The organism is Mesorhizobium sp. BR1-1-4 (assembly GCF_020165375.1).
Classification (GTDB): Bacteria; Pseudomonadota; Alphaproteobacteria; order Rhizobiales; family Rhizobiaceae; genus Mesorhizobium; species Mesorhizobium australicum.
The window spans coordinates 343,587-368,582 of the sequence record NZ_JAIUIB010000006.1 but is presented as its reverse complement, the minus strand read 5'-3'; the positions used below and the strand labels follow the sequence as shown (position 1 = coordinate 368,582).

At 62.9% G+C, this 24,996-nt stretch carries 28 protein-coding genes; 12 read left to right on the top strand and 16 right to left on the bottom strand.

From position 1 onward, the window contains the following. Positions 1–29: 29 nt before the first annotated feature. The 7 genes from LB571_RS15850 to LB571_RS15820 form a co-directional block, all read right to left on the bottom strand. Positions 30–521: a F0F1 ATP synthase subunit B gene (locus LB571_RS15850; RefSeq protein WP_015318854.1), complete on the bottom strand. Its 492-nt coding sequence runs from the start codon at positions 519–521 to the stop codon at positions 30–32. Between the two features lie 10 nt (positions 522–531). Next, entirely contained in the window at positions 532–1,131 is a 600-nt protein-coding gene (locus LB571_RS15845; protein ID WP_015318855.1) for a F0F1 ATP synthase subunit B, read from the bottom strand. Between the two features lie 62 nt (positions 1,132–1,193). Beyond that, positions 1,194–1,418, bottom strand: coding sequence for a F0F1 ATP synthase subunit C (locus LB571_RS15840; protein WP_013896722.1), 225 nt, complete (start codon positions 1,416–1,418; stop codon positions 1,194–1,196). A 66-nt stretch (positions 1,419–1,484) separates the two neighbouring features. After that, the gene (locus LB571_RS15835) at positions 1,485–2,243 is read right to left on the bottom strand and encodes a F0F1 ATP synthase subunit A (protein WP_015318856.1); all 759 of its coding nucleotides are present in this window, start codon (positions 2,241–2,243) and stop codon (positions 1,485–1,487) included. Between the two features lie 85 nt (positions 2,244–2,328). Further along, the gene (locus LB571_RS15830) at positions 2,329–2,730 is read right to left on the bottom strand and encodes an AtpZ/AtpI family protein (RefSeq protein WP_015318857.1); all 402 of its coding nucleotides are present in this window, start codon (positions 2,728–2,730) and stop codon (positions 2,329–2,331) included. A gap of 257 nt (positions 2,731–2,987) precedes the next feature. After that, a complete protein-coding gene (locus tag LB571_RS15825; protein ID WP_224595808.1) occupies positions 2,988–4,169 on the bottom strand; it encodes a cell wall hydrolase in 1,182 nt (393 codons plus the stop codon). A 144-nt stretch (positions 4,170–4,313) separates the two neighbouring features. After that, positions 4,314–5,594, bottom strand: coding sequence for an MFS transporter (locus LB571_RS15820; protein WP_224582877.1), 1,281 nt, complete (start codon positions 5,592–5,594; stop codon positions 4,314–4,316). A 116-nt stretch (positions 5,595–5,710) separates the two neighbouring features. Between LB571_RS15820 and LB571_RS15815 the strand changes: the two genes are divergently transcribed. After that, a complete protein-coding gene (locus LB571_RS15815) occupies positions 5,711–6,631 on the top strand; it encodes a LysR substrate-binding domain-containing protein (RefSeq protein WP_140724721.1) in 921 nt (306 codons plus the stop codon). 37 nt (positions 6,632–6,668) lie between these two features. On the opposite strand, the gene der is transcribed toward LB571_RS15815, so the two are convergent. Beyond that, the gene (gene der / locus LB571_RS15810) at positions 6,669–8,099 is read right to left on the bottom strand and encodes a ribosome biogenesis GTPase Der (RefSeq protein ID WP_224595806.1); all 1,431 of its coding nucleotides are present in this window, start codon (positions 8,097–8,099) and stop codon (positions 6,669–6,671) included. A gap of 61 nt (positions 8,100–8,160) precedes the next feature. Beyond that, on the bottom strand, positions 8,161–8,826 hold the full coding sequence (locus LB571_RS15805; protein ID WP_140715064.1) for a tetratricopeptide repeat protein: 666 nt from the start codon (positions 8,824–8,826) through the stop codon (positions 8,161–8,163). Between the two features lie 259 nt (positions 8,827–9,085). On the opposite strand from LB571_RS15805, the gene LB571_RS15800 reads away from it, so the two are divergent. Then, the gene (locus LB571_RS15800) at positions 9,086–10,093 is read left to right on the top strand and encodes a polysaccharide deacetylase family protein (protein ID WP_224595805.1); all 1,008 of its coding nucleotides are present in this window, start codon (positions 9,086–9,088) and stop codon (positions 10,091–10,093) included. A 30-nt stretch (positions 10,094–10,123) separates the two neighbouring features. Here the strand turns inward: LB571_RS15800 and sbmA are convergent, their stop codons facing one another. The 3 genes from sbmA to LB571_RS15785 form a co-directional block, all read right to left on the bottom strand. Beyond that, positions 10,124–11,383: a peptide antibiotic transporter SbmA gene (gene sbmA / locus LB571_RS15795; protein WP_015318863.1), complete on the bottom strand. Its 1,260-nt coding sequence runs from the start codon at positions 11,381–11,383 to the stop codon at positions 10,124–10,126. 113 nt (positions 11,384–11,496) lie between these two features. Further along, entirely contained in the window at positions 11,497–12,657 is a 1,161-nt protein-coding gene (locus LB571_RS15790; protein WP_224595803.1) for a YbfB/YjiJ family MFS transporter, read from the bottom strand. A 78-nt stretch (positions 12,658–12,735) separates the two neighbouring features. Next, complete coding sequence (locus tag LB571_RS15785) at positions 12,736–12,954, bottom strand: hypothetical protein (protein WP_015318865.1); 219 nt, start codon at positions 12,952–12,954, stop codon at positions 12,736–12,738. A gap of 95 nt (positions 12,955–13,049) precedes the next feature. Here LB571_RS15785 and LB571_RS15780 point away from each other — a divergent pair, with 95 nt between their 5' ends. Genes LB571_RS15780 through LB571_RS15770 form a run of 3 tightly spaced genes read left to right on the top strand, consistent with a single transcriptional unit; the run spans position 13,050 to position 15,672 of the window. Beyond that, the gene (locus LB571_RS15780) at positions 13,050–14,042 is read left to right on the top strand and encodes a LysR substrate-binding domain-containing protein (protein WP_140617340.1); all 993 of its coding nucleotides are present in this window, start codon (positions 13,050–13,052) and stop codon (positions 14,040–14,042) included. After that, positions 14,039–15,295, top strand: a complete 1,257-nt coding sequence (locus LB571_RS15775) for an aminopeptidase (RefSeq protein WP_224595801.1) — start codon at positions 14,039–14,041, stop codon at positions 15,293–15,295. Before LB571_RS15780 ends, LB571_RS15775 begins: the two co-directional genes overlap by 4 nt. Positions 15,296–15,318: 23 nt before the next feature. Further along, a complete protein-coding gene (locus tag LB571_RS15770; protein ID WP_015318868.1) occupies positions 15,319–15,672 on the top strand; it encodes a DUF488 domain-containing protein in 354 nt (117 codons plus the stop codon). 99 nt (positions 15,673–15,771) lie between these two features. On the opposite strand, the gene LB571_RS15765 is transcribed toward LB571_RS15770, so the two are convergent. Further along, positions 15,772–16,122, bottom strand: a complete 351-nt coding sequence (locus LB571_RS15765; RefSeq protein WP_224595798.1) for an ArsC family reductase — start codon at positions 16,120–16,122, stop codon at positions 15,772–15,774. A gap of 163 nt (positions 16,123–16,285) precedes the next feature. On the opposite strand from LB571_RS15765, the gene LB571_RS15760 reads away from it, so the two are divergent. After that, entirely contained in the window at positions 16,286–16,642 is a 357-nt protein-coding gene (locus LB571_RS15760; RefSeq protein ID WP_140661448.1) for an ArsR/SmtB family transcription factor, read from the top strand. After that, a complete protein-coding gene (locus LB571_RS15755; RefSeq protein ID WP_140661449.1) occupies positions 16,639–17,118 on the top strand; it encodes an SRPBCC family protein in 480 nt (159 codons plus the stop codon). The genes LB571_RS15760 and LB571_RS15755 overlap by 4 nt, the downstream gene beginning before the upstream one ends. Before the next feature lie 93 nt (positions 17,119–17,211). Here LB571_RS15755 and LB571_RS15750 read toward each other — a convergent pair whose 3' ends face one another. Both LB571_RS15750 and LB571_RS15745 read right to left on the bottom strand, forming a co-directional pair. Continuing rightward, positions 17,212–17,565 carry a nuclear transport factor 2 family protein gene (locus tag LB571_RS15750; RefSeq protein WP_140617345.1) on the bottom strand — a complete coding sequence of 118 codons (354 nt, stop codon included), beginning with the start codon at positions 17,563–17,565 and terminating at the stop codon, positions 17,212–17,214. 125 nt (positions 17,566–17,690) lie between these two features. Continuing rightward, positions 17,691–18,293, bottom strand: a complete 603-nt coding sequence (locus tag LB571_RS15745; RefSeq protein ID WP_224595795.1) for a 2'-5' RNA ligase family protein — start codon at positions 18,291–18,293, stop codon at positions 17,691–17,693. Between the two features lie 258 nt (positions 18,294–18,551). On the opposite strand from LB571_RS15745, the gene LB571_RS15740 reads away from it, so the two are divergent. The 5 genes from LB571_RS15740 (at position 18,552) to LB571_RS15720 (ending at position 23,894) form a co-directional block, all read left to right on the top strand. Then, positions 18,552–19,709, top strand: a complete 1,158-nt coding sequence (locus LB571_RS15740; RefSeq protein WP_224595793.1) for a fumarylacetoacetate hydrolase family protein — start codon at positions 18,552–18,554, stop codon at positions 19,707–19,709. Positions 19,710–20,004: 295 nt separating this feature from the next. After that, positions 20,005–20,940 carry a substrate-binding domain-containing protein gene (locus tag LB571_RS15735; protein WP_224595791.1) on the top strand — a complete coding sequence of 312 codons (936 nt, stop codon included), beginning with the start codon at positions 20,005–20,007 and terminating at the stop codon, positions 20,938–20,940. 118 nt (positions 20,941–21,058) lie between these two features. Beyond that, positions 21,059–22,045 carry an ABC transporter permease gene (locus LB571_RS15730; RefSeq protein ID WP_140661452.1) on the top strand — a complete coding sequence of 329 codons (987 nt, stop codon included), beginning with the start codon at positions 21,059–21,061 and terminating at the stop codon, positions 22,043–22,045. Positions 22,046–22,048: 3 nt separating this feature from the next. Continuing rightward, complete coding sequence (locus LB571_RS15725) at positions 22,049–22,840, top strand: ATP-binding cassette domain-containing protein (RefSeq protein ID WP_224595789.1); 792 nt, start codon at positions 22,049–22,051, stop codon at positions 22,838–22,840. A 31-nt stretch (positions 22,841–22,871) separates the two neighbouring features. Beyond that, on the top strand, positions 22,872–23,894 hold the full coding sequence (locus tag LB571_RS15720) for a LacI family DNA-binding transcriptional regulator (RefSeq protein WP_015318878.1): 1,023 nt from the start codon (positions 22,872–22,874) through the stop codon (positions 23,892–23,894). A 307-nt stretch (positions 23,895–24,201) separates the two neighbouring features. Here the strand turns inward: LB571_RS15720 and LB571_RS15715 are convergent, their stop codons facing one another. After that, positions 24,202–24,792 carry a TetR/AcrR family transcriptional regulator gene (locus LB571_RS15715; protein ID WP_015318879.1) on the bottom strand — a complete coding sequence of 197 codons (591 nt, stop codon included), beginning with the start codon at positions 24,790–24,792 and terminating at the stop codon, positions 24,202–24,204. Positions 24,793–24,996: the final 204 nt, after the last annotated feature.

Sequence of the window (24,996 nt, the reverse complement as noted above, 5' to 3'; positions counted from 1 at the left end):
GCGGCTTCGTGTCAGCGACTGAAGAACGCTCAGTTCAGCTTGGCCTTCACATCCTGCAGCGCGGACCTGAACAGGTCGGCTCCGGCCTTGGCGTCAACCTTGGCGGCGAGCAATGCGCGTGCCGCCTCGACGGCTATATCGACGGCGCTGGCGCGCACTTCGGCAACCGCGTCACGCTCGGCTTGGCCGATCTTCTGCTCGGCAAGCGCGGTGCGCCTGGCAACGTAGTCCTCGGTCTTCTTGTGGGCGTCGGCAGCCAGCAGTTCGGCCTCACGCTTGGCGGCCGCTACAATGTCGGCGGCCTCCTGCTCGGCTTCCTTGCGCTTCTTCTTGTATTGGCCGAGCAGTTGCTGGGCTTCGTCGCGCAGCTTGCGGGCCTCGTCGAGCTCACTGCTGATCCTGGCGGCGCGGGCGTCGAGCGCCTTGGCGATCATGCCGGGCACCTTGATGTAGATGGCGATGGCCAGGAAGATGATCAGGGCAATCGTGGCCCAGAGCGTTGCGAGAGATGTAGCGTCCATGATGCGCTCCTCACCGGGCCACGGATTTGACCGCGGCCGCGATCTCGGCCTTGCTGGCCTTGCCGCCAACGAGTGCCTCGACGATCGCCGAAGCGGTATCCTCGGCGATGCTGCCGACTTCCTTCATGGCATTGGCCTTGATGGAAGAAATGCGTGCCTCGGCCTCGCCAAGCTTCTCATCGAGCGCGGCCTCGATCTTCTTGCGCGCGGTGTCGGCTTCCGCCTTCGCCGCATCGCTGGCCTGCTGGCCGATCGAGTTCGCGTTCTTCTTGGCTTCCGCCAGTTCCTGCTCGTAAGCGGCAACGGCGGCGTCGGCCTCGCCCTTCAACTTGGCCGCCTGGTCGAGATCCTGGCTGATGCGGTCGTTGCGGACATCGATGATGCCGCCGACGCGCGGCATCACGACCCGCTTCAGGAACAGGTAGAACAGCCCGAACGTGATCGCCAGCCACAGAAGCTGCGACGGAAACGTCTCCGGATTGAATGGCGGAAACGTGCCGTGCGTTTCGGCAGGCACGCTGGTGCCGGAATGCGTGTCGCCTCCGGTCGCAGCGTGGCTGGTGTCGGCTGATGGCGCGGACTCTTGCGCGAAGGCAGATGTCACGAACATGGACTATCCCCAGATATCAGGCCCGCCGCTTGCGCGGCCGGCCTGTCCAATCTTCCCAGTACTCAGCCGAACAGGGCCAGCAGCGCAATGAGAAGCGAGAAGATGCCCAGAGCTTCGGTCACGGCGAAGCCGAAAATCAGGCGGCCGAACTGGCCGTCGGCGGCCGACGGATTGCGCAGCGCGCCCGAGAGGTAGCTGCCGAAGATGTTGCCCAGGCCAATGCCCGCGCCACCCATGCCCAGGCAAGCGATGCCGGCGCCGATGTACTTTGCTGCTTCTGCGTCCATTTGTTCAACTCCTTTGGATCTGAAAATTCCGTTGCTATTCCATCCGGCGTCGTGCCGGAAACCTGATTAGTGCGAAGGATGGAGGGCGTCGTTGAGATACATGCAGGTCAGCACCGCAAAGACATAGGCCTGCAACAGCGCCACCAGCAATTCGAGCGCCGTCAACGCCACCGCCATGGCCAGCGGCAGGATCGATCCCGCAATGCCGAGCGCACCCAGCGCACTGAGACTGACCACAAATCCCGAAAAAACCTTCAGCGTGATGTGGCCGGCGAGCATGTTTGCGAACAGACGAACCGAGAGGCTGACCGGGCGCGACACGAAGGAAATCACCTCGATCGGAACGACAAGCACCATCATCAGGAGGGGCACGCCCTTCGGCACGAACAGCTTCAGGAAGCCAAGGCCATGCTTCATGAATCCATAGACGATCACGGTGCCAATCACCATGATGGCCAAACCGAAGGTGACGATGATGTGGCTGGTGATGGTGAAGAAATACGGGAACAGGCCGAGCAGATTGGCGACCAGTACGAACATGAACAGCGAGAACACGAAGGGGAAGAATTTCATGCCCTGCGTGCCGGCGGCATCGCGCAGCATGTTGCCGACGAACTCATAGGCCATTTCGGAGACCGACTGCAGCCGGCCGGGGACCAGGCTGCGGCTCGACGTCGTCAGGAACAGGAAGGCCGCGGCAATGACCACGGTCGCGACCATGAACAGCGCGGAATTGGTGAAGGACAGATCATAGCCGCCGATCTCGATCGGAACCAGCTTGATGATATGGAACTGGTGGATCGGATCGACCTTGTCAGCTGCCACGTTCAAACCCCGTCAATGCCGCGTACGGCTAAATTACCATTGCCGCATGGTAGGCGGCTATTTCCAAATGCCGCCTGAAAGGCGGTCATTTGCTGTCGTCCAGGTCGCGGCGCGGCTTCGCACCTTGTCCGAATTCCGCCACAACGCCAGCTGAACGCATGACATTGAGCACGCCGGCGCCAAAGCCAAGCAGCAGGAAAACGATCAGGCCCCACGGCGATGTCCCCGCCATACGGTCGATGATCCAGCCGATGCCGGCGCCTACCACCACCCCGGCGATAAACTCGCTGGATAGTTTGATCGCCTGACCGTATCCGGTCACTGGTTTCGCGTCGTCTTTCCCCTCGAGCCGGTTCGGCAGCCTTGTCGCAAGCGATGCTCCAAGTTCACGCCGACGTCGCTCAAGATCGTCGTCGCGGATTTCGGGGTCATGCTGCTTGCCGCGGCCGGTTTCTCCGGTTCCGTCTGGCCTGTTTTTCTCGGCCATCGCAACCCCCCTGCCCGGGCAGACCGTCACCGTCCGTCCGCTTCTAAAGTCGCCGGCAACATAGTTAGAGGGTTTGCGCCCGTCAAGCCACGGAGGGAAGTTCCGCGCTGTCTATTTTAGCTAATAAAATCAAATAATTAGAAAGGTGCGACATCGTGCCCTTTGCGATCGGCGGAATGCGCCGCGCGAATCCCCGCGACAATGGCTCTCCGATCGACCGTGCGAACGCGCGAAAAGACGGGCGGGCGGCGGAACGTTCAGCTCCAGCCACCACCATAGGTCCGGTAGAATATATGCAGGCCGATCTTGGTCATCTTCTGCATCGTGCGGGCCCAGCCGGGATGGACGTAATTGGCATAGTAGTGGGTCGACGATCCCACTTCCGGAATGAAGATCTTGCCAGCGGTGACGGCCATGCCGACATCCTGAGCGGTCTTGTAGGCGACCGGATTGTCGATGCGCTTCTTCCTGCCGTCGCAGGCGAAGGAGAACTGGCAGCGGTTGAACCAGCTGTCGTTCTGGTAGACGACGCCGCAGATCGAATTGGGATAGGCGGGATTGCGGACCCGGTTGAGGATCACCTGGGCAACGGCGGCCTGACCGCGCACTGCTTCGCCGCGGGCCTCGAAATAGATGCCGTTGGCCAGGCACTTCTGCTCCGGCTCGGAGAAGACGCTCGCCGGAAGCGGATTCTGGATCCATGAATGGTCGCCCTTGGCCATCGGCGGAATGAAGCGGCCGCTGTTGGGCTCTTCATCCTGAAGCAGGGCTTCAAAGGGCGAGGCCTTGGCATAGTCCGGCGCGGATTGCGCATAGGCGGTCGCCAGCACATCGGGATGGTCGTTGTTGACCAGGGCCGCAAGCATGGCCGGCACGCCGGGATCCGGCTTCTTGTCCTCACGCGCATGGAATGCCGCGGCGATCTGGATTTCCTTGCCTTTGATCCGCGGCTTGGCGAAGGCCATTTTCAGATCGCCGTCCATGCTCGGCCGCATCAGCGAGGAGGTCCGCTGGAAGATCGAGCCGGCATTGAAGTTCTTCGGTGGCGCCACGGGAGAGACCTGGACGATGCGGCCCTTCTTGTCGGCGCGCACGACGCGATCCTCGTCGGGCGACCCGCTGACCTTGCCGCCCTTGCCGCGAAACGAGACGGCGCCGACACCGGGAAGGCGAACACCGGAACCCGAGATCGAGCTGGTGACGTCGGAATCGACGAACGGCATCTCGGCGGCGTGGACCGAACCGGCGACGGATTTCTCGACATAGGAATTCCAGCGCGTGGTCGGCGATTCAAGGCCGGAAACGAGGCTGGTCATGTCTTGGTAGGCAGCGACGGTCGGAAAGCCGATCCAGATACCGAGACCAATGATGAACGGAGACACAAGGCTGCGTTTCTCACCGGCGACGGCCATCAGCCGCTTCAAGACACGTCGATGCACGGAACTCTCTCCAGGAACGCAACTGACCCCACTGGAGAGCAAAATGATGCATTAACCTTGATGGGACGTTAACGAGGTCGGTCAGGTTTTCTCGGTCGGCTAGAGGTCGTGGGTTCGAAGTCGGGCGATTTTGCGGCGGGAGGCTCAGGTCCGCCGCAGGAAGATCGGCCAGGCGACCAGGGCGCAGGCGGCTGCCGACAGCCACACGCCGGGCCATGACCAGAGGTGCAGCAGCCCTGGAATGGCCACCGGAACCAGGAAGAAGCCGACGAAGACAAAGCTGTTGGCAAGGCTGAGTGCGGTTCCGACATGGCCTGCACCGGCAAGCGTGGCAAGCTCGGTATAGGCAACGCCGTGCCAGGCGGAGACCGAGATGCCGGCAACGACAAGCACCAGGGGCAGGACAGCGATCAGGAAAGGTTGGCTGCAAGGCGTTGCGGGAGCGGCCAGAACCAGCAACCAGAGCACCACGAAGGCCAGCGCGCTCAGCGCACTGCACAAGCGAAGAAATTGACGGCGGTTGCCGTGGCGGTCGGTAAAGCGGCCGCTCCAGACGCGCATGACCATGGCGCCGACCTGTACAGCGGCGAGGCTGGCGCTGATCGCCGTCGTGCCAAGCCCGGCAAAGTCGTGCAGGAACACCGATGCGAAAGTGAGGACCGCCACCTGCGGAAAGCAGAGCAGGCCGATGGCGGTCGAGATGCGCCAGACCTCGATGTTGCGCAACGGTGCCGGTCCGGCCACATCAGATGAGACGGCGTCGCCCGCCATCGGCGGTTCGTGCAGCCAACGCCAGGCGAACAGGGCGGAGAGAGCGGATGCCGCCGCCAGAAGCCCGAACACCGCGGCGAAACCGAAAGCCAGGGCAAGCGAAGGCAGGACGAGCGCGCCAAGGCCGCCACCAAGCGGCACCGCCGTCTGCCGGATGCTCATGGCAAAACCACGCTCATTCTGCCGGAACCAGGCCATGATTGCGCGGCCGCTCGAGCCATTGACACTGCCGCCGAGCAATCCCGTGACGAGCAGGCTTGCCGCCAGCAACGTGACATCGGGAATGCTTGAGCTTGTCGGCACGACGAGCATCGCCATCGCAAGCAGCCAGGCCGCCGTTGCACCGAGGCCGATCAGAAGCACGCGGCGATCCCCCCAGCGGTCGGTGAGCAGGCCCCATGGCAGCTCACTGAGCGCAACCCCCAGTCCAAGAAGACCGAGGGCCAGGCCAAGCTCGGCATTGCTCAAATGATAGCCCTGGCGAAGCACGACCGCCGTTGCCGGTATGCCGGAGAAAGTGGCCGAGAAACCGGCATTCGCGGCAACCCCGATGCCAAGAACCTTCCAGCGGTGGTTGGGGCCGAAGGTCCGGCCGGCCGCGGCGATGCCTCGCCCGGATAGCTGGCAATCGTTGCGAATGACGGTGGCAGACATGATTCCATTCCCGTGACGCCGGCCGAGCGGCCTTGACGGGAGGCATATAGCGCCATAGCTTCATCCATAAAATCAGGAATATTTTGATCAATAATCCTGAAAATAGGGATGATCTTATGCGCCGCGTCACCTTCGATCTCGACGTGCTGAGGACTTTCGTCACCGGCATGGACCTGGGAAGTTTTGCGAGGGCAGCTGAGCGGCTTGGCCGCTCGACCTCCGCCGTCAGCGCGCAGCTGAAGAAACTGGAAGAGCAGGCCGATACGCCGATCTTCCGCAAAGCGGGGCGCGGCCTGTCACTGACCGAAGCCGGCGAGACGATGCTCGGCTATGCGCGGCGCCTGATCGAGCTCAATGACGAGGCCGCCCTGGCAATCCGCGACATCGAACTGGAGGGCTGGGTGCGGCTCGGCCTGCAGGAGGATTTCGGCGAGGCCGTGTTGCCGGAAGTGCTCGGTCGCTTCGCTCGCGCCCACCCTAAGGTTCGGATCGAAGCACGGATTGGACGTAGCCACGAATTGGCCGAGCGTGTCCTCTCCGGCAACCTCGACATTGCGCTCGCCTGGCATGATGGTACGACGCTGCCGTATAGCCGGCATGTCGCCGACGTGCAGGCGCGCTGGATCGGCCCGTCGAAACCGATGGAGGCGGGCCCCCACGATGGCGAGGCGCTGCAGCTGGTCGTGTTCGAGGCGCCTTGCCTGCTGCGCACCGTGGCGACCGAGACGCTGGATCGTGCCGGGCGGCCCTGGCGGATGGCGTTCTCCAGCCCCAGCCTTGGCGGCATATGGGCTGCGGTGGCGGCGGGCCTCGGGCTGACGATCCGCACCGATATCGGCCTGCCCGCGAATGTCCGGGCGCTCGCGCCCGGAATGCTAGGACTGCCGCCGCTGCCGAAGATGGCGCTGCATCTGCATCAGAAGGACGCCGAGCTCGATCCGGTCGCGGCGCGGCTGGCCGGCATCCTGCTGCAATCGGCGTTCGAAGCGTTGCCCGAGGGCGCCGAAATGAAAGAGAACCTGCTGAAAGTCGCTTAGCCGCAGCTGTCGGCGGAGGGGGTCGCCGCCCCTATGGTTAACGCTTCTTCGCGCGGCCGGCGAACGGATTGTCCGAAGTGCGCAGCGCGATGCGGATCGGCACGCCCGGCATGTCGAAGGCTTCGCGCAGGCTGTTGGAGAGATAACGGACATAGCTTTGCGGCATCGCGTCCGGCCGTGAACACTGGACCACGAAGCCCGGCGGCCGGGTCTTGGCCTGGGTGACGTATTTGACCTTCAGCCGGCGTCCGGCGACGGCGGGCGGCGGGTGATGCGTCAGGATGGCTTCAAGCCAGCGGTTGAGCTTGCCGGTCGAAACACGGCTGTTCCAGACCTTGTGCGTTCTCAACACCGCATCCATCAGCTTGTCCAGGCCGCGTCCGGTCTCGGCCGAGACCGGCACGGCCTGGATGCCGCGCGCCTGCGGCAACAGCCGCTCGGTCTTCTCGCGCAGTTCGGCCAACAGTTCCTGCGGGTTGTCGATCAGGTCCCATTTGTTGAAGGCAATCACCGGTGCCCGGCCCTCGCGGATGATCAGATCGGCGATCTGCAGGTCCTGCTTCTCGAAGGGAATGGTGGCGTCGAGTACGATGATGACGATCTCGGCGAAACGGATGGCGCGCAGGCCATCCTGCACCGACATCACTTCCAGCTTTTCGTGGATCCTGGCCTTGCGGCGCATGCCGGCGGTGTCGAACAGTTTGATGCGGCGGCCGCGCCAGTCCCAGTCGACCGAAATGGAATCGCGGGTGATGCCGGCTTCCGGTCCGGTCAGCAGCCGCTCCTCGCCGATCAGCGCGTTGATCAAGGTCGATTTGCCGGCGTTCGGCCGGCCGACGACGGCGATGCGCATCGGCTTGGTATCGTCATAGGATGGCTCGGCGTCCGGATCGGCGATGTCCTCGCCGATCAGCACCTCGCTGGCGGCGGCCTCTTCGTCGTCTGTATCCTCGTCTTCACCGAAGGCGCGCCCCTCGCCGAGCGCTTCGATCACGGCGTCGCGCAGTTCGGGCATGCCCTGGCCGTGCTCGGCAGAAACCGGGATCGGTTCGCCCAGGCCAAGTTCCCAGGCCTCCAGCATGCCGCCCTGGGCGCCCTTCGCCTCGGCCTTGTTGGCGACCAGCACGACCGGCTTGCCGGATTTTCGCACGATCTCGGCAAAGGTCCTGTCATCCGGCAGCAGGCCGGACTTGGCGTCGATGGTGAAAAAGATCAGATCCGCCTCGCGGATGGCGATTTCGGTCTGCGCGCGCATGCGGCCTGGCAAGGTCGAAGCGCCGGCGTCCTCGAAGCCCGCGGTATCGATGACATCGAAATGCAGATCGTAAAGCTTGGCGGCGTGGACGCGGCGGTCACGGGTCACGCCCGGCGTGTCGTCGACGAGCGCCAGCTTTCTTCCCACCAGCCGATTGAAAAGCGTCGACTTGCCGACGTTAGGTCTGCCGATGATGGCGACTTTGAATGTCATCCGACCCTACATCTTCCACGCATGTCGTGGTGCCAAACCGCTGCGCGCCTTGGGCAAGGGGTCACGATGCACTGCCCGACCCGCGGATCAGCTCGGACATCAAGGTCGCCCGCTCGCGCGTGTTGCGCGGGGCGCCATCATCGGCGGCGATCTGATCGAACAGCTTCAGCGCATCCTGGGTCTTGCCTTCCTTCCAGGCGGCAAGGCCAAGCGCCTCGCGCGCGCTGTGGCGCAGCGTGTTGGTGTCCGACGTCAGCGCCTCGACGCGGCTCGACACGTCGGCGAAGGAGCCATGATCGACGAGCAGGAACGCCGCCCTCAGCCGCGCCATGTCGCGCAGGCCCTGGGGAATGGCGGTGTCGGCGGCGACATCGTCGAAGTCCTTGACGGCGGCATCGACGTCGCCCTTGTTGGCCTTGACCGTCGCGGCACGCATGCGAGCGAGCAGCGGATAGGCGCCGTAGCCATCCTTTTCCAGCTGATCGAGCGCGGCCAGCGCGTCATCGTTCTTACCGTCATTGGCGAGCTTCAGCGCCTGCGAGAAGGCATCGCCGGAGCGATTGGCGCGCGTCTCGTCCCAATAGCGATAGCCGACGAAGGCCGCGGTGCCGAGCACCACAAGCACCGCAATGACAAGCAAGGCCGGGCCAAAACGGTCCCACAGCTTCTGCGCCTGCTCGCGGCGCATCTCATCATTGACTTCGCGAATAAAACTGTCGTCGGACATCAATCAAACCATTCCTGCCCCGGGCCGGGGCGGTTCATGAGCCCGCGTTTTAGCGAAATTTTGTCGGCATGGAAGGGGTTCGGCCGGAAAATCGGCTATTCCCGGGGCAAACAAATGTTTGTCCCCGGCAAACAACTGTTTGTCCCCCGGGCAAACCAATGTTTGTCCCCGGGGGCAAACCCACGAAAACCCAATCGCACCGGCGCCACATTTGCGCGATAGCCGGCTTGCCGACCACCCGGAGCCCGTGAATTTGCCGATGCCTTGTTTGTCCCGCGTTGTTTTGTTCTCGCTTGCCTCACTCGCCACCGCCGGCGTGGCCCTGGCCGATCCGCCCGCGCCACCAGCACCGGCAAGGCCGAAGCAGATCGTGATCATCTCCTTCGACAGCGCGCGCGACATCTCGCAGTGGAAGCGCAGCCGGGCGCTGGCCCAGCGCACCGGCGCGCATTTCACCTATTTCCTGTCCTGCGTCTTCCTGCTGTCGCCCGAGACACGCGGCCAATACACCGCGCCTGGCAAGACGGCGGGCAAATCCAACATCGGCTTTGCCGCCTCCAGGCAGGACGTGGCCGAGCGGCTGGAACAGATCGGCCTCGCCGCCCATGAGGGTCACGACATTGCCAGCCACGCTTGCGGTCATTTCGACGGCAAGGACTGGAGCAAGGCAGACTGGCTGAAAGAGTTCGCCTCTTTCGAGCACATTTTTGAGAACGCCTATGCGATCAACGGCATTGCGCCCGAACCCGAGGGCTGGCGGGAATTCGCGCGGCATGCGGTGGCGGGTTTCCGGGCGCCGTATCTGTCGACTGGCAAAGCGCTTTACGAGGCACTCCCGACAGCCGGTTATCGGTTCGACGCCAGCGGCGTTTCAATGGGTCCTGCCCTGCCGCCGACCGTTGGCGGCGTCACCCGCTTTTCCCTGCCGCAGATTCCCGAAGGGCCGAAATCACGGCCGGTGATCGCCATGGACTACAATCTGTACGTCCGCCATTCCGGCGGCTTCGAGCGGCCGAGCAACGCCGGCGAGTTCGCGGACCGGACCTATCAGGCGTTTCGCGCCGCCTTCGACGCGCAATATCGGGGCAAGCGCCTTCCGCTGGAACTCGGCTTCCACTTCACGCTGATGAATGACGGCGCCTACTGGAATGCGCTGGAGCATTTTGCCGGCGAAGTCTGCGTCAAATCAGATGTCGAGTGCATCAGCTTTCGCGATTACATCTCGCGGCAGGATGGCGGCCAGAAGCAGGCGCCGGTTGGCGGCTGAGCCGCCAACCGGCGTTTCGTCAGAGCATTCCTAGGCCGGATCCCCGGCCCCTTGCCTTGCCAGATAGCGCTGGTCGATGTCGGGCAACGGCTCGCCTTGCAGCGTCGCCTCAAAGGCGCGCAGGCGTTTGTGCACCGATTGCAGCTCGACGATGGTCGACCATGAGGTAAGCAGGAACTGCAGCGAACCCGTCACCTTGCCGAACGCGTTCGATATCTGGTTCAGCGCGCCGAACGTTATCTTGTGCGCGACCAGCGACGGACCCAGGATCAGCAGCGAGAAAATGTTGTCGGCCTGCAGGTAGGTGTACCGGACGACGTTGAAATAGATGTAGTGGAAATAGAGCCGGAAATAATTGTGCCGGACATTGGCGAACAGCTCGGCGGTGGTGGCGGGTTGCGCCCTGTCCGCATGATCCTCGCCATAGACCAGCTCCTTGCGGTAAGCGGCTTCGACGCGCTGGTTTCGGAACTGCAGGCCGGGAAGCTTCATGCCGGCAATCATCACCGAGATCGTGCCGAACAGACACCAGGCAAGTGCCGCGACCACCAATGGCTGCGGGATCGCGCCGATGATCGGCAGTTCGCTGATGTGGGCCTGCAACTGGATCATCACCGGCAGGAAGGCGATCAGGGTCATGATCGACTGGACAAAGCTGGAACCGAGATCCTCCATGATCTGCGAGAACCGCATCGTATCTTCCTGGATGCGCTGCGAAGCGCCCTCGATATGGCGCAGCCTGCTCCAGTTCTCGATAAAGTAGTTGTTCATGGCTGTGCGCCAGCGGAAGATCCAATGGCTGACGATAAAGGCGTTGACCACCTGCACGTTCATGCCGACCAGGGCCAGCCATGAGAAGTCGGCCAATCCGGTGTAGAACTCGGCGTTCGTCGACTTTCCGGTCCCCGACATCAGCCCCTGTACATAGTCGAAGAACGGGCCGTACCACGCGTTGACGGCGACGCTGACCTGCACGTTGAAATAGATGAAGAACAGGATGACCGCCGTCATCAGGATCGACCAGCGCTGCCATGGGTGCGGCGAATACCAACTCCAGAACGCGTAGAAGATGGCCACGCAAAGCGTGAAGTAGATATAAAACCAGAGAAATGGCTTCGATACGAGAATGGCGATGCCGATGATGGGTGGCGCTCCGGGAGCAGCAGGCGGCATGCCGAAAACCGCCCCCAATTGCTCCCCGCCGAAAAACCAGAACAGGATCGCCGCAAGGCTCCAGATGGCGGCCGAAGAGAAGAACAGCTTCGGCTGCGGGAAGAAGGATACGAACACTGTGGCGAATTCCTCGATCGATGCGCAAATCAGCAGGTTTGAGCCGGCATAAGGTCACACATTAGGGGGAAAGAAAATGCCTGCCCGATGCCGGTGCAGAGCAAGACCACAAATCATGGCGATTTTGGCGCAGCCGACCATGTGACGGCGCCGGAGACGACCAGGACGGCCGCGGCGACGATCGAGGCGAGGAAGAAATCGCCCGATGCCTGCGCCAAAAGCCCGGCCGCGATCGGGCCGATGATCTGGCCAAGCCCGAAGGAGGCGGTCATCAGGGCAAAGATGCGCCGGGGCGACGCTGGGGCCTGCTGCCGGGCGGCCTGCAGGCCAAGTGCCGTGATGGCAATGAACGTGCCGCCGAGCAGCACGCCACCAAGCAGCGGCCCCATGCGCCCGCCGGCGGCGACGCTCGCGGTAACGCCGACAACTTCGACGAAGCATCCCAAGGCATAGGCGGCATAAAGCCCGATCCGCGCCGCTATCTTCTGCCACAGCCAGACCGAAGGGAAACCGGCAAGGCCGGCAACCATCCACACCATGGCCTCGAAGACGCGGCTGCCGCCGCCTTGGCGGACGATGGCGACGAGGAAGGTCGCCGTCACCACATAGCCAAAACCGAACAGGCCATAGGCGACGATCACCTTCATCAGCGACCGATCTTTCGGCAGCGCCGGTTCACGGCCGACCTCGCCATTGATGAGCGGACCCTGGTTCACCAGCAGCGCCACGGCGACGAAGCCGCCAGCCGAAATCGCCCCCGACCACAGCCAGCCCTGCGCCCAGCCGGCATGCTCGGTGACCAGCACCGTCATCATCGCCGCCGATATCGCTATGCCGAGGCCGACGCCGCCGAAATGCCAGGCCTGCAGGTCGCCGCGCCCGGCGGCCGCGATATGGCTGAAAACGATGCTGGCCATGAACACCATGACGAAAGCGCTCGCCAGACCGGCCAGAAAACGAATGGCGACGAAGGCGGCCATAGCGTCGGTCAGCCCCATCGAGGCGGCCAGCACGGCGCTGGCACCGAGGGCGCCCAGCATCAGCAAACGCTCGCGTCCATGTGCCCAGCTGCCCGCCGCCGCCAACGCGCCAACGAGATAGCCTAGATAATTCGCCGAGGCGATCCAGCCGGCATTGGCCGGCGACAGATGCAGTTCCTCCATCATGCCAGGCAGGATCGGCGTGTAGACGAAGCGGCCGATGCCCATGGCGACGGCCATGGCGATCATGCCGGCGAAGGCGTAACGCAGCGCTGTCGATTGGGGCGAAGTCATTGCAGTGCACAATAGATGTGCGAGCGGGTGAAACAATCCGCCTCGTGTTGGGCCAGTGCCCTGATCGCGATCGCGCGCTCAGCAGCGATCGCCGAAACCGGCGCTCGGTGAAACGGTCTCATACGCGGTCCGGCGCGCCGTCAACCGGAACGGCACATCACCGAGTTCGCGCTCCGACATTACACCCAGCGCGGGATGGGCAAGCGGATCGGTCAGCCAACTCAGCGTATCGAAGTCGCAGTCCGTGTCATCCGGCGAAGTGGCCGCGACCAGGGCCTTCAGCAACATGCTCAGCATTTCCGGCTCCATGGGCCTGTTTCCACCCATAAGGTCTGCCGTTTCGATATCCGTTTCAATTGAGATTTCGGCCGGATCGGTTTAGAAAATCTCAAATGGCCATGCTCAACCGCGTTCATCTCAACGGCCTTCGCGCCGTGGAAACCGTCGCCCGTCTCGGCTCGCTCGCCGCCGCCGCCGGCGAACTCAATGTTTCCGTCAGCGCCGTCAGCCAGCAGATCAGCCGCACCGAAAAACAGCTCGGCCAGGCACTGTTCGAGCGCACGACCAGCGGCCTCGTCCTGACCGAATTCGGCGCCGTCTTCGCGGCCCGCCTGGGCACTGGATTTCGCGAGCTTGCCCAGGCCGTGGCACTGGCCGACGAAGCCAGCCAGTGCACATTGGTCGTTTCGGCGGCACCGGCCTTTGCCTCCAAATGGCTGCTGCCACGGCTGTCGCGGCACTTCGACCGGCATCCCAACGTGCTGCTGCGTATCGACGCTTCAGTGCGGCTGGCCAATCTCGATCACTCGGACGTCGACATTGCCATCCGGCTTGGCGACGGCAAATGGCCGGGTGGAAAGGCGGAGCTGCTTTTGGCGCAGGAAGTCTTCCCGGTCTGCGCGCCCGGGATTGCCAGAAAACTTACGTCGATCTGCGACCTCGCCCAGACCTGCGCCATCACCGACGAGCGGGCCATGATCAACTGGGAAAGCTGGTTCGCGGCCGCCGGCGTTCAACCCGTTACCTTCCAGAAAGGCGCGAGCTTCACCGACCCGATGCTGTGCCTGGAATCGGCGATCGCCGGCCATGGCGTGATGCTCGGCTGGCAATTGCTGACGGCCGATGCGCTGGCCGACGGGCGCCTGGTGGCGCCGTTCGGAATTCGCGCCCAGAGCGGCCTCGGCTACTGGCTGGTGACCTCCGCCACCAAGGCCGAGAGCCGCAAGGTCCGGGACTTCATGATCTGGATCAAGGAAGAGATCGCGGCGACGATGGCGCGGTTCGGATCGTCGGTCGCGGAGCCCAGCGGCACGATCACGGTGGAAAGCACCGCGGCACCGGTCTATGTTCAATCGAACATCCCAAGACGACAGGCAGGATCATGACCACACATTCGCGCGGCGTTTCCGCAACGATCGACCCGGTGAAGCTCGACAGGCTGGCGGAAGTCGCCATCAAGGTGGGGCTGCAATTGCAGCCCGGACAGGACCTGGTGCTGACATCGTCGATCGCGGCCCTGCCGCTGACCAGGCGCATCGTCGAACACGCCTACAAGGCCGGTGCCGGGCTGGTGACGCCGATCTTCAACGATGACGAGATGACGCTGGCGCGCTACCGCTTCGGCGCCGATGCTGGCTTCGACCATGCCGCCGGCTGGCTCTACGAAGGCATGGCTAAGGCCTTCTCCAACAACGCAGCCCGGCTTGCCGTGCGCGGCGAGGATCCGTCGCTCCTGTCGGCGCAGGATCCGGCGAAGGTGGCGCGCGCCAACAAGGCCAATTCGATGGCCTACCAGCCGGCGCTGGAGAAGATCACCGGCTTCGACATCAACTGGAACATCGTCGCCTATCCGGATCTGGCCTGGGCCAGGCAGGTTTTCCCCGGCGATGCCGACGATGTGGCGGTCGCGAAGCTCGCCGACGCCATCTTCGCCGCCTCGCGGGTGGATGTGGAAGACCCGATCGGCAACTGGACGGCGCACAATGCGGCGCTGCGCGGCCGCACCGAATGGCTCAACAGCCATGATTTCCATGCCCTGCATTTCGCTGGACCGGGCACCGACCTGACGGTCGGGCTGGCGGATGGCCATGAGTGGATGGGCGGCGCCTCGACCGCCAAGAACGGCATCACCTGCAATCCCAACATCCCGACCGAGGAAGTTTTCACAACTCCGCATGCGCGGCGCGTCGAGGGCCATGTCTCCTCGACCAAGCCGCTGTCCTACCAAGGCACGCTGATCGACGACATCTCGGTGCGCTTCGAGGGCGGCAGGATCGTCGAGGCCAAGGCGTCGAAAGGTGAGGACGTCCTGAAGAAGGTGCTCGACACCGACGAGGGCGCGCGTCGTCTGGGCGAAGTGGCGCTGGTGCCGCATTCCTCGCCGATCTCGGCCAGCGGCCTGTTGTTCTTCAACACACTGTTCGACGAAAACGCCGCCTGCCACATCGCGCTCGGCCAATGCTATTCGAAATGCTTCGTCGACGGCGCCTCGCTCAGCCCTGACGAAATCGCGGCGCGCGGCGGCAACAAGAGCTTCATCCATATCGACTGGATGATCGGGTCGGACAAGATCGACATTGACGGCGTCGCCAAGGATGGCAGCCGCGTGCCGGTGATGCGCAAGGGCGAGTGGGCCTGAGGGGTTCGGCGTAGGGAGGTCGAATGGCTTTCGACCTGATGGTCAAGCGGATTTACGAACCGCCCGCTGCCGATGACGGGCAGCGGGTGTTGGTTGACCGCATCTGGCCGCGCGGCGTCAGCAGGGAGCATGCCGCGCTGGCACTGTGGCTGAAGGAGATCGCGCCGAGCGACGACCTGCGGAAGTGGTTCGGGCACGAGCCGGCACGTTGGGCGGAATTTCGGAAGCGGTACGGGGCTGAGCTCGACGGGAATGGTGAGGCGGTTGCGCAGCTGCGCGGCTTGCTTGGCGAGGGCAAGGTAACGCTGCTCTACGGCGCGCATGATGAGGCGCACAATAATGCGGTGGCGCTGGCGGAGTATTTGAGCGCGGGTTGAGGCGCTCGGACCTTCGCAAGCAGGCGGGACAGCGCCCCCCTCTGTCCTGCCGGACATCTCCCCCACGAGGGTGGAGATCGGACGTCGCGACGCTTCCGCCTACTTCCCCACCGTCTGCTCATAAACCTCCGGCTTGAAGCCAACCACCACCCGATCGCCGATCTCCAAGACCGGCCGCTTGATCATTGTCGGCTTGGCCAGCATGAGCGCTTTCGCCTTCTTCTCGTCGAGGCCTTGCTTGTCCGCCTCCGGCAGTTCGCGAAACGTCGTGCTGCCCTTGTTAAGCAGCTTTTCCCAACCGACCTTGCCGACCCAGCCATTCAGCTTGCCCGCCTCGATCCCTTCTGCCCGATAGTCGTGGAAACGATAGGGAAGGTCATGGTTCTCCAGCCAGACGCGCGCCTTCTTGATCGTGTCGCAATTGGTGATGCCGTACACGGTGATGGTCAAAGTGCTCTTCCCTTGGGCTGACAGTCGAATCCGTTTCGCAGCCTAAAACCGCCCTTCCCGCTTGGCCAGCAGCTTGGCCAACATTGCCGTAAATTTGCGCTTGCCAACACTAAGGAAATTACCTAAGTATTTTCGACCGCTTTGACAACCCGGGGACCGATCGATGACCAGCCTCCAGAGTAGAAATCCAAGCCTCCCGCCGATCGACGGCATTTTTCGCGCGCTTGCCGACCCGACGCGACGGCGCGTGGTCGAGCGGCTGAACAGGAGCCCTGCTTCGGTCAGCGAACTGGCCCAGCCTTTCGAGATGGCCCTGCCATCCTTCATCGACCATCTCAAGATTCTCGAAGGCTGCGGGCTGGTTCGTTCGCAAAAGACCGGACGGGTCAGGACTTACGAGCTTGCGCCTGAACCGTTGAAGCTCGCCGAAAGCTGGCTGGCCGAACAGCGTACAGTTTGGGAACGCCGCCTCGACCAGTTCGATGCCTATGTCATGACCCTCAAGGAGACAGAAAAATGAGCTATCCGTTCAAGCCGGATCCTAGACTGGACCTGACGCTGGAGCGCGTAATCGATGCGCCGCGCGAATTGCTTTGGCGAGCCTGGACGACACCTGAGCATGTCAGGCAGTGGTTCACGCCGAAGCCGTGGCTGATCACCGACTGCGAGATCGACCTCAGGCCGGGCGGCCTGTTTCGGACACGCATGCAGTCGCCCGACGGCAAGGAGGTCAGTGACCGCCACTGCTGCTATCTGGAAATCGTGCCCAACGAGCGGCTGGTGTGGACGGATGCGCTGCTGCCCGGCTATCGACCCTCGGGCGAGCCTTTCATCACCGCGGTCATTTCGCTCCATCAGGATGGCCAGGGTACGCGCTATACCGCCACAGCCATTCACCGTGACCAAGCCACCCGCGACAACCATGAAGAGATGGGTTTCTTCGACGGCTGGGGCACGGTGGCCGATCAACTTGCGCAGTATGTGAAGACGATTTGAACGCTCCCAGCGGCCAGAGGATCGCTCTGGCCGCCGTGCAAATTTTCAACCTTGCCGCAAAGAGAGCAAAGCTGGGAAGACCGATTTCCGGCCTCAGTAGTAAAAGCGCTCTTCGGTGATCTTGCCGTTCTTGACCGTGTACAGGCCAACCTCATCCATGGTGACACGCTCGCCGGTGGCCTTGGGCGTTATGTCAAAGGTGAAGCGCACCGCGAATTGATCGCCGTTGACATAAGGGCCCTCGACCGAGCCGCCATGCACTTCGTGGTTCTCTTGCCACCACTGGCTTTTCTGCCTGAGGGCCTCCTTGCCGTGACTGACGGCCATCGGTCCCTCCATCGCTTCGTAGCTGATGATATCGTCCGCATTGTATTTTTCGGCAGCACCTTCGTTGTTGCCCTGCTTGAGAAGTTCGGTGAACTCCTTGGCGATTTCCGTGACGGTCATTTTTGTTCCTCCTGTTCAGACGCATTGCAAGTAGGGAACCGCTTGCGGACCTGCCATCGCGGACAGGTCGATAGCTGACATGACCCTGTCAGGATGGGGTGTCGCGCGAACCAGCGCGTCCTTCGTTACATCGCAATCAGCGGCCAACGTTCCAGAAAGTCATATTGCGTCAGCCCGCGCAGGCTGTGCACGAGAATGAACTCCCGCGCCACGAAGCTGATCGGCTCGATCGGCAGTTGTGGGATAAGTTTCTGGTCATAGGCAAGGGTCATATGAGGGACGAACCCGTCTGACGCCTTCAGGCCTTCACGCAGCATTTCGACGCCGAGATTCCCGCTCAGTTCACAAACCGGTCCGACATCGGCCACAAGCACGAAGGGATGCTTGGCCGGTCGGCCTGTTGTCGCCGGGCGGCCAGGAAAGCTCCTGGCGTGGCGAAAGGTGATCTCAAAAGCAGGCATCTTGACGCGCTGCCCCGATCGGGTGGCCGCAAAGATGATCTTCGACCGCAGCCGCTTGTAGTCCCCGACATGCTGCTGGCTGACATGAAAACGCTCCGGTATCAGCGGTGAGCCGGCTATGCCACATTTGTCGCATAGCCGGCTTTGACAATCAGCAAACCGAAAATAATCCCCTGCCTGCAGAAACACGCCGAAGAAGACACGATCGGGCTTTTTGAGCCGCCTTGGCGGTTCTGGAATTCCGAAATCTAGTTCGCCTTGGTACATTACCTATACGCTCGCCAAGGAACGCCTCCGTTCTGTTCTGGCGCCCAGAACAAAACACGAACAATTCTCTGAGTCAAGTTCAAGTAACCGGACCCTAAGCCCGGTGATGTCCTTGACATCCGGACATCGTGGATGACCCAGTCGGCATATTCGCGGCCACCGCTCGACTGCTTGGATGGGATAGACCTTTGAATGGAATCCGGCGAAAGTGCCGCGCCGACCGGGCCAGCATTTTCGATTCAACGAGGAACCCAACTCATGACCAACCCGACACATCTGCCCGCTGAAGGCTTGTTTGTCGGCCGCGCCAGGAGCGGCGATGCCTCGCACCCCCTGGTCGTCACGGTGCGCGACGGCACCGTCTTCGACATCACATCCAGCGCGGCGCCCACCGTGCGCGACATCTGCGAATTGGCCGACCCGGCCGGCCATGTGCGCTCGGCCACGGGCAAGCCGATCGGTTCACTCGACGATATCGCGTCCAACAGTTTCGAAGCCACGCGCGACCGGGCAAGACCCTTTCTGCTGTCGCCGGTCGACCTGCAGGCGATCAAGGCTTCCGGCGTCACCTTCGTCGTCAGCCTGCTCGAACGGGTGATCGAGGAACAGGCGCGTGGCTCGGCTGATAAGGCCGACGCCATCCGCGCCGACATTGCGGGTCTGATCGGCCATGATCTTTCGAAGCTCAAGCCCGGTTCGCCAGAGGCGATGGAGATCAAGGCCAAGCTGATTTCGCGCGGCGCCTGGTCGCAATATCTGGAAGTGGGCATCGGCCCAGATGCCGAGATCTTCACCAAGTGCCAGCCGATGGCCTCGGTCGGCTTCGGCGCCGATGTCGGCCTGCATCCGGTTTCGACCTGGAACAATCCGGAGCCGGAGATCGCCATGATCGCCGCCTCGAGCGGCAGGATCGTCGGCGCCACCATCGGCAACGACGTCAATCTGCGCGACGTCGAGGGCCGTTCGGCGCTGCTGCTCGGCAAGGCCAAGGACAACAACGCCTCGGCCTCGCTTGGCCCCTTCATCCGGCTGTTCGACGACACGTTCTCCATCGCCGACGTGAAGCAGGCCGTCGTGCGCCTGAAGGTCGAGGGCGAGGACGGGTTTTCGCTGGAGGGGGCAAGCTCGATGGCCGAGATCAGCCGCTCGCCGGAGGAGCTGGTTGCCGCGGCCATGGGCCCGCATCACCAGTATCCGGACGGGCTGGCGCTCTATCTCGGCACCATGTTCGTGCCGTCGAAGGATCGCGGCGAAAAGGGCAAGGGGTTCACGCACAAGGTCGGCGACATCGTCACCATCTCGTCGGAAAAATTCGGCGCGCTGGTCAACCGCGTGCGGCTGTCGCCCGATTGCCCGCACTGGACCTACGGCGCCAGCCATTTGATGCGCGACCTGGCCAAGGCCGGCCTGCTCTAAGCGGCTCTTTGGGGGCTTTCGCCCTCAGAGACCGCCCAGACGTGATCGGGATAGTCCGCCCGGCTGAGCTCTCGGCGACAATCATCCGACTGCCCGGGAAAAATCATCCCGACTGATGCGATCTGATGGGGTCGCTGATGGCGCCGCGTCAGGCGCCAACTACATCTGCAGATGGAGGCTTGCCATTCGTCGAAAAAGGGAATGCTCTTATGCATCCGAGCGGCGCTGGCAAAAAGACGCAATCCGGCTGAAGCCGGAACAAGGGACGGATCATCTTCAACCGGGAGGAAATCAAATGCTGACGAGACTAAGACTTGTGCTCTACGGCCTGCTGATCGCGCTGACGGTCATTCCGGCAGCCGCGCAGGCCAAGACGTTCTACTGGATTTCACATGGCGGCCCGGCCGACCCGGTCTGGACCTACTTCCTCGCCGGCGCCAAGCAATGGGCCAAGGACACCGGCAACACCGTCAACACGTCGTTCCACAATGGCGACGTCGCCTCGCAGCAGGAGGCGGTCCGCGCCGCCCTCTCGGCCAAGGCCGACGGCATCGTCACCACCAGCCCCGATCCGGGCAGCCTGGTCGAGATCGTCAAGGAAGCGCGCGCGGCCAACGTCCCGATCATCAACTTCAACACGCCCGATCCCAAGGCCAGTTTCAACGCCTATGTCGGCGGCGACAACGTCACTTTCGGCAAGCACTGGGCGCAGTATCTGGTCGACAAGGGCCTGGTGAAGAAGGGCGACTTCGTCTGGATGCCGGTCGAGATCCCCGGCGCCACCTACGGCGTGCAGGAAGAAGAAGGCATCAAGAGCGTCTTCGGCCCGCTCGGCATCACCTATGAAGTGACCGAAGCGACGCTCGACCAGGCCGAGGTGATCAACCGCATGGTCGACTACCTCACCGCTCACAAGGGCAAGGTCAACGCCATCATCGGCCTGGGCGACCTCGTAACCGGTTCGATCAAGCGCGTGTTTGACCAGGTCGGCGTCAAGCCGGGCGAAATCCCGGTGGTCGGCTGGGGCAACTCGCTCGACACCACCCAGGAAGTGCTGAACGGCTATGTCAATGCCGGCCAGTGGCAGGATCCGCAGGCGACCAGCTATGTGGCGCTGTCGCTCGCCAACATGGCGGCCAGCGGCATTCCTCCGGGCTTCAACGTCATCACCGGCGCGCTCTATGAGAAGGACACCGCGGCGGTCTACGACAAGATCCTGTCCGGCAAATAATCCGCGATCCCCTGGCGCCGCGCGTTTTTCGCACGGCGCCAGATATCTTCCTGCGCCGTGGCATGCCACCCGATGCGGTGGAGCTCGCGGCCCGTCTCAACCATGTCGCGGGTTCCCAGTGGAAAATCATTCGCTCATCCAACGCCTGATCGCGCGGCCGGAATTCGGACCTTTCATTCTGCTCATCGTGGAGATCGCCGTTTTCTGGGGTTTCAACCACGACTTCCTGTCGCCGCAGAACATCTCCAACACGCTGGCCTTCACGGTCGAGCTCGGCCTGATCGCGCTGGCGATGACGCTGTTGATGACTTCGGGCGAATTCGACCTCTCCGTCGGGTCCCTGTTCGGCTTCTCGCCCGTTCTGATGTGGACGCTGTTCAATGCCGGCGTCACCTCGCTGGAAATGGGCTTCCTTGTCGCGCTGGTGGTTGCCGCCTTGATCGGCCTGGTCAATGGCTGGTTCGTCACGCAGCTCAAGATCCCGTCCTTCCTGGTGACGCTCGGCATGCTGCTGGTGGTGCGCGGCAGCGCGCTTTTCATCACCGACGGGTTTCCGCAGCGCACCTGGAGTGCCGAGGGCAGCTGGCTGGCGGAGGCTCTGGTCGGCGACTTCTTCATCGGGCCGTTCCGCATCTACATGTCGCTGTTCTGGTTCATCGCCGCGGCGATCGCGCTCGGCTTTGTCCTGACGCAAAGCCGGACAGGCAACTGGATCCAGGCGGCGGGCGGCAATCCCAACGCGGCGCGTGCCCGCGGCGTCAATGTCAATCGCGTCAAGGTCGGCCTGTTCGTCCTGTCGTCGGTCATGGCCTCGCTTGCCGGCGTCATCTCCTCGCTGCGCACATCCGCCGCCAACCCCAACAGCGGCACCGGCTACGAGCTCGAGGTGATCGCCATGGTGGTGATCGGCGGCACCGCACTCACCGGCGGGCGCGGCACCATCATCGGCACCGTGCTCGGCATCCTGATCCTGCGCGTGATGCGCAACGGCATCGTGCTGATCGGCGTGCCCGGCCTTGCCTACAACATCTTCATCGGCGCGATCATCCTTGGCATGATGGCGTTGCATTCATGGCTGGAACGCCGACACCAGGCGGGGACTTGAACCATGGCCGAGCCATTGATCCGCATGCACAACATCCGCAAGTCCTATGGCCGCGTGCAGGCGCTGGTGGACGCCAATTTCCATGTCAACGAGCGTGAGATCGTCGGCCTTCTGGGCGACAATGGCGCCGGCAAATCGACGCTGATCAAGGTTCTCTCCGGCGCGGTGCCGCTGACCAGCGGCGATATTTTCATCCGCGGCAAGAAAGTCACCTTGCGCGATACCAGCGACGCCATCGCCCACGGCATCGAGACTATCTACCAGGACTCCGCCCTGGTCACGCAATTGTCGATCGCGCGCAACCTGTTCCTGGGTCGAGAACCGATCAAGCCGCCGCGCTTCCTCAACCGCATGGACCAGGACGCCATGAACACGGTTGCGCGCGATCTGCTCAAACAGGTCGGAATCTCCAAGAACATCCCGCCGACGACACCGATCGGCTCGCTCTCCGGCGGCGAGCGGCAGGCGGTCGCGATCGCGCGCGCCATGCATTTCGACAGCGACCTGATCATCCTCGACGAGCCGACCAACAATCTCGGCGTGGCGGAGACCCAAGGCGTGCTCAGCTTCGTGCGCAACGCCCGCGATTCCGGCCACTCCTGCATCTTCATCGCGCACAACATCCACCATGTCTTCCAGGTGGTCGACCGCATCGTCGTCATGCGCAGGGGCAAGGTGGTCGCCGACGACATCGATCCGAAGACGACAACCGTGGCGGAAGTCGAGCGCATCATCACCGGCATGTCGGACAAGGACATCCGCGACGCCCTCGCCGACGGCAAGCCGGCGCACTGAGGACGTACGGAGCGACGTGTAGGGTTGCGGCATGAAGGCTACCGTCTCCGACATCGCCAGGAACTGCGGGCTGTCGACCGCGACGGTCGACAGGGTGCTCAACAACCGGCCCGGAGCGAGTGCCGCCAACCGGCAACGCGTCATGGAGGCCGCCAAGCAGCTCGGCTATCTGCCGGTCGCCGACCAGGTGACGCTTCCCTCGAGGCCCGCAAACCTGGAATTCTTCCTGCCGATCGGCTCGAACGACTTCATGCACGACCTGGCAAAGCACATCGAGGACTACGCCTCGCGCCTGCCGCTGGTGGCGTCCTGCCGGATTCACAATCTCGCCGGTATCTCGCCCAATGCCTTGCAGACCGCGGTCGAAAAGCTGTCGCTGCGCGCCAACGGCGTCGGTGTCATCGCGGTCGATCATCCCAGGACGCGCAACATCCTGCGCGACATGGTCGAGGCCGGTATCCGGCTGGTGACGCTGGTGTCCGATATTCCGGCCGCTCCCCGCTCGGCCTATGTCGGCATCGACAACCGCGTGGCGGGACGGACGGCGGCACTTTTGATGGGACGCTTTCTCGGCGGCCGCGAGGGGCAGCTGGCGATGGTCGTCGGTTCGCGTTCCTATCGCGGCCATGAAGAGCGCGAGATGGGCTTCCGCTCCGTGCTTGGCGAGGAGTTTCCCAACCTCACCGTCAGCAGCGCCGTCGAGATCAATGACGAGCCCGACGCCAGCTATGCCGCAACCATGAAAGCGTTGCGCAACGAGCCGGAACTGCTCGGCATCTATTGTGTCGGCGCCGGGCGCTCCGGCATTGCCAAGGCGATCCGGGAAACCAGGCCCAACCGCAAGCCGGTCTTCATCTGCCACGACCTGACCAGGGAGACACGCGGCTACCTCGTCGACGACCTCGCCGACGTCGTCATCGACCAGAACGCCAGGCTTATCGCGGAGCAGTCGGTGATCCAACTGCTCGGCTCGATCGCATCATCGGCGCCCTATCTCACCCGCAAATTCATCGAGCCGCGATTGATCTTCCGGGAAAACGTACCCGTGCAGTGAGATCCCGCATCTTTTGGGGAACCTGACCGCCCCTGCAAATCTGCACAGCAGCTATGCACAATTCATTGTTGCCGAATCATTGGGCAACTCGTAGGTTCTGGTTGTCGGCCATCTACTCCTCCCAGATGCGATGCCGACGCTGAATGGGGTGCACCTCCTCCCGCGCCACATTCGAAATCGAGCCCGCTGCCACCTCCTCCCGGCAGCGGGCTTTTTTCGTTCAGTCAACGGGAAATAGTCTGCTGCCTATAGGGCAGCAGACATCGTTTCGGCGCGACCGCAAAATCACCAGCAGCCACGGCAATACTTAACCGGCGGCAGTGCCCCGGAAGGAAACGATCAGTCCTTCAGCCATCCGCACGAACTGCGTGCTCGGGCCCTCGGCACCGACGGTCTGCACGCTGACCCGCGCACCTTCAAACAGCAGCGACAGCGTATCGGCGAGAAGCTCGGCCTGGCCGATGCCGGCATCCCGGCAGAGCCCGACCAGGCGTTCGCGCTGGGCTTCCTTGAGTTCCTTGATGACGCGCCTTGCCGGATGATCGGGTTCGGTCAGCTCGGCGGCGGCGTTGGCCATGTCGCAGCCACGGCCGTCGGTGTTGAGCATGGCGGCGGCCTTGCGAACCCAGGCATGAAGTTGAGCGAGCTTGTCACCCGGATGCTCGGCCTCGAACGTTTCCCACATCGCGCCAGCTTTCAGTGCGTTGGCGCGCAGGCATTCGACGATCAGTTCGTCCTTGGATTCGAAGTGACGATAGAGCGTCATCTTGTTCGTGCCGGCAGCCTCGGTGATGGCGTCGACGCCGACGCCCTTGATGCCGTGCTTGTGGAACATGTCACGCGCCGTCTCCAGAATCCGATCCCGGGGACGAGAGCGCTCCACGACGCCGTCTGTCATCATGATCTCCTTTCGTTTCCAAAAAACCCTCGGCCACCTCTTGACTAGGGTGTTACCGGTCTGTAACTTCCAGAATGTTACTTACTGGTAACACCTATATCGTCCGTCGTCAATAACAAGGTCGTGAACTGGTCCTACCAGATCGAGATGGACGAAAAGATTGCCAATCATGCGGCCTCGGCCGGTGAAGAGATGAAAAACGGT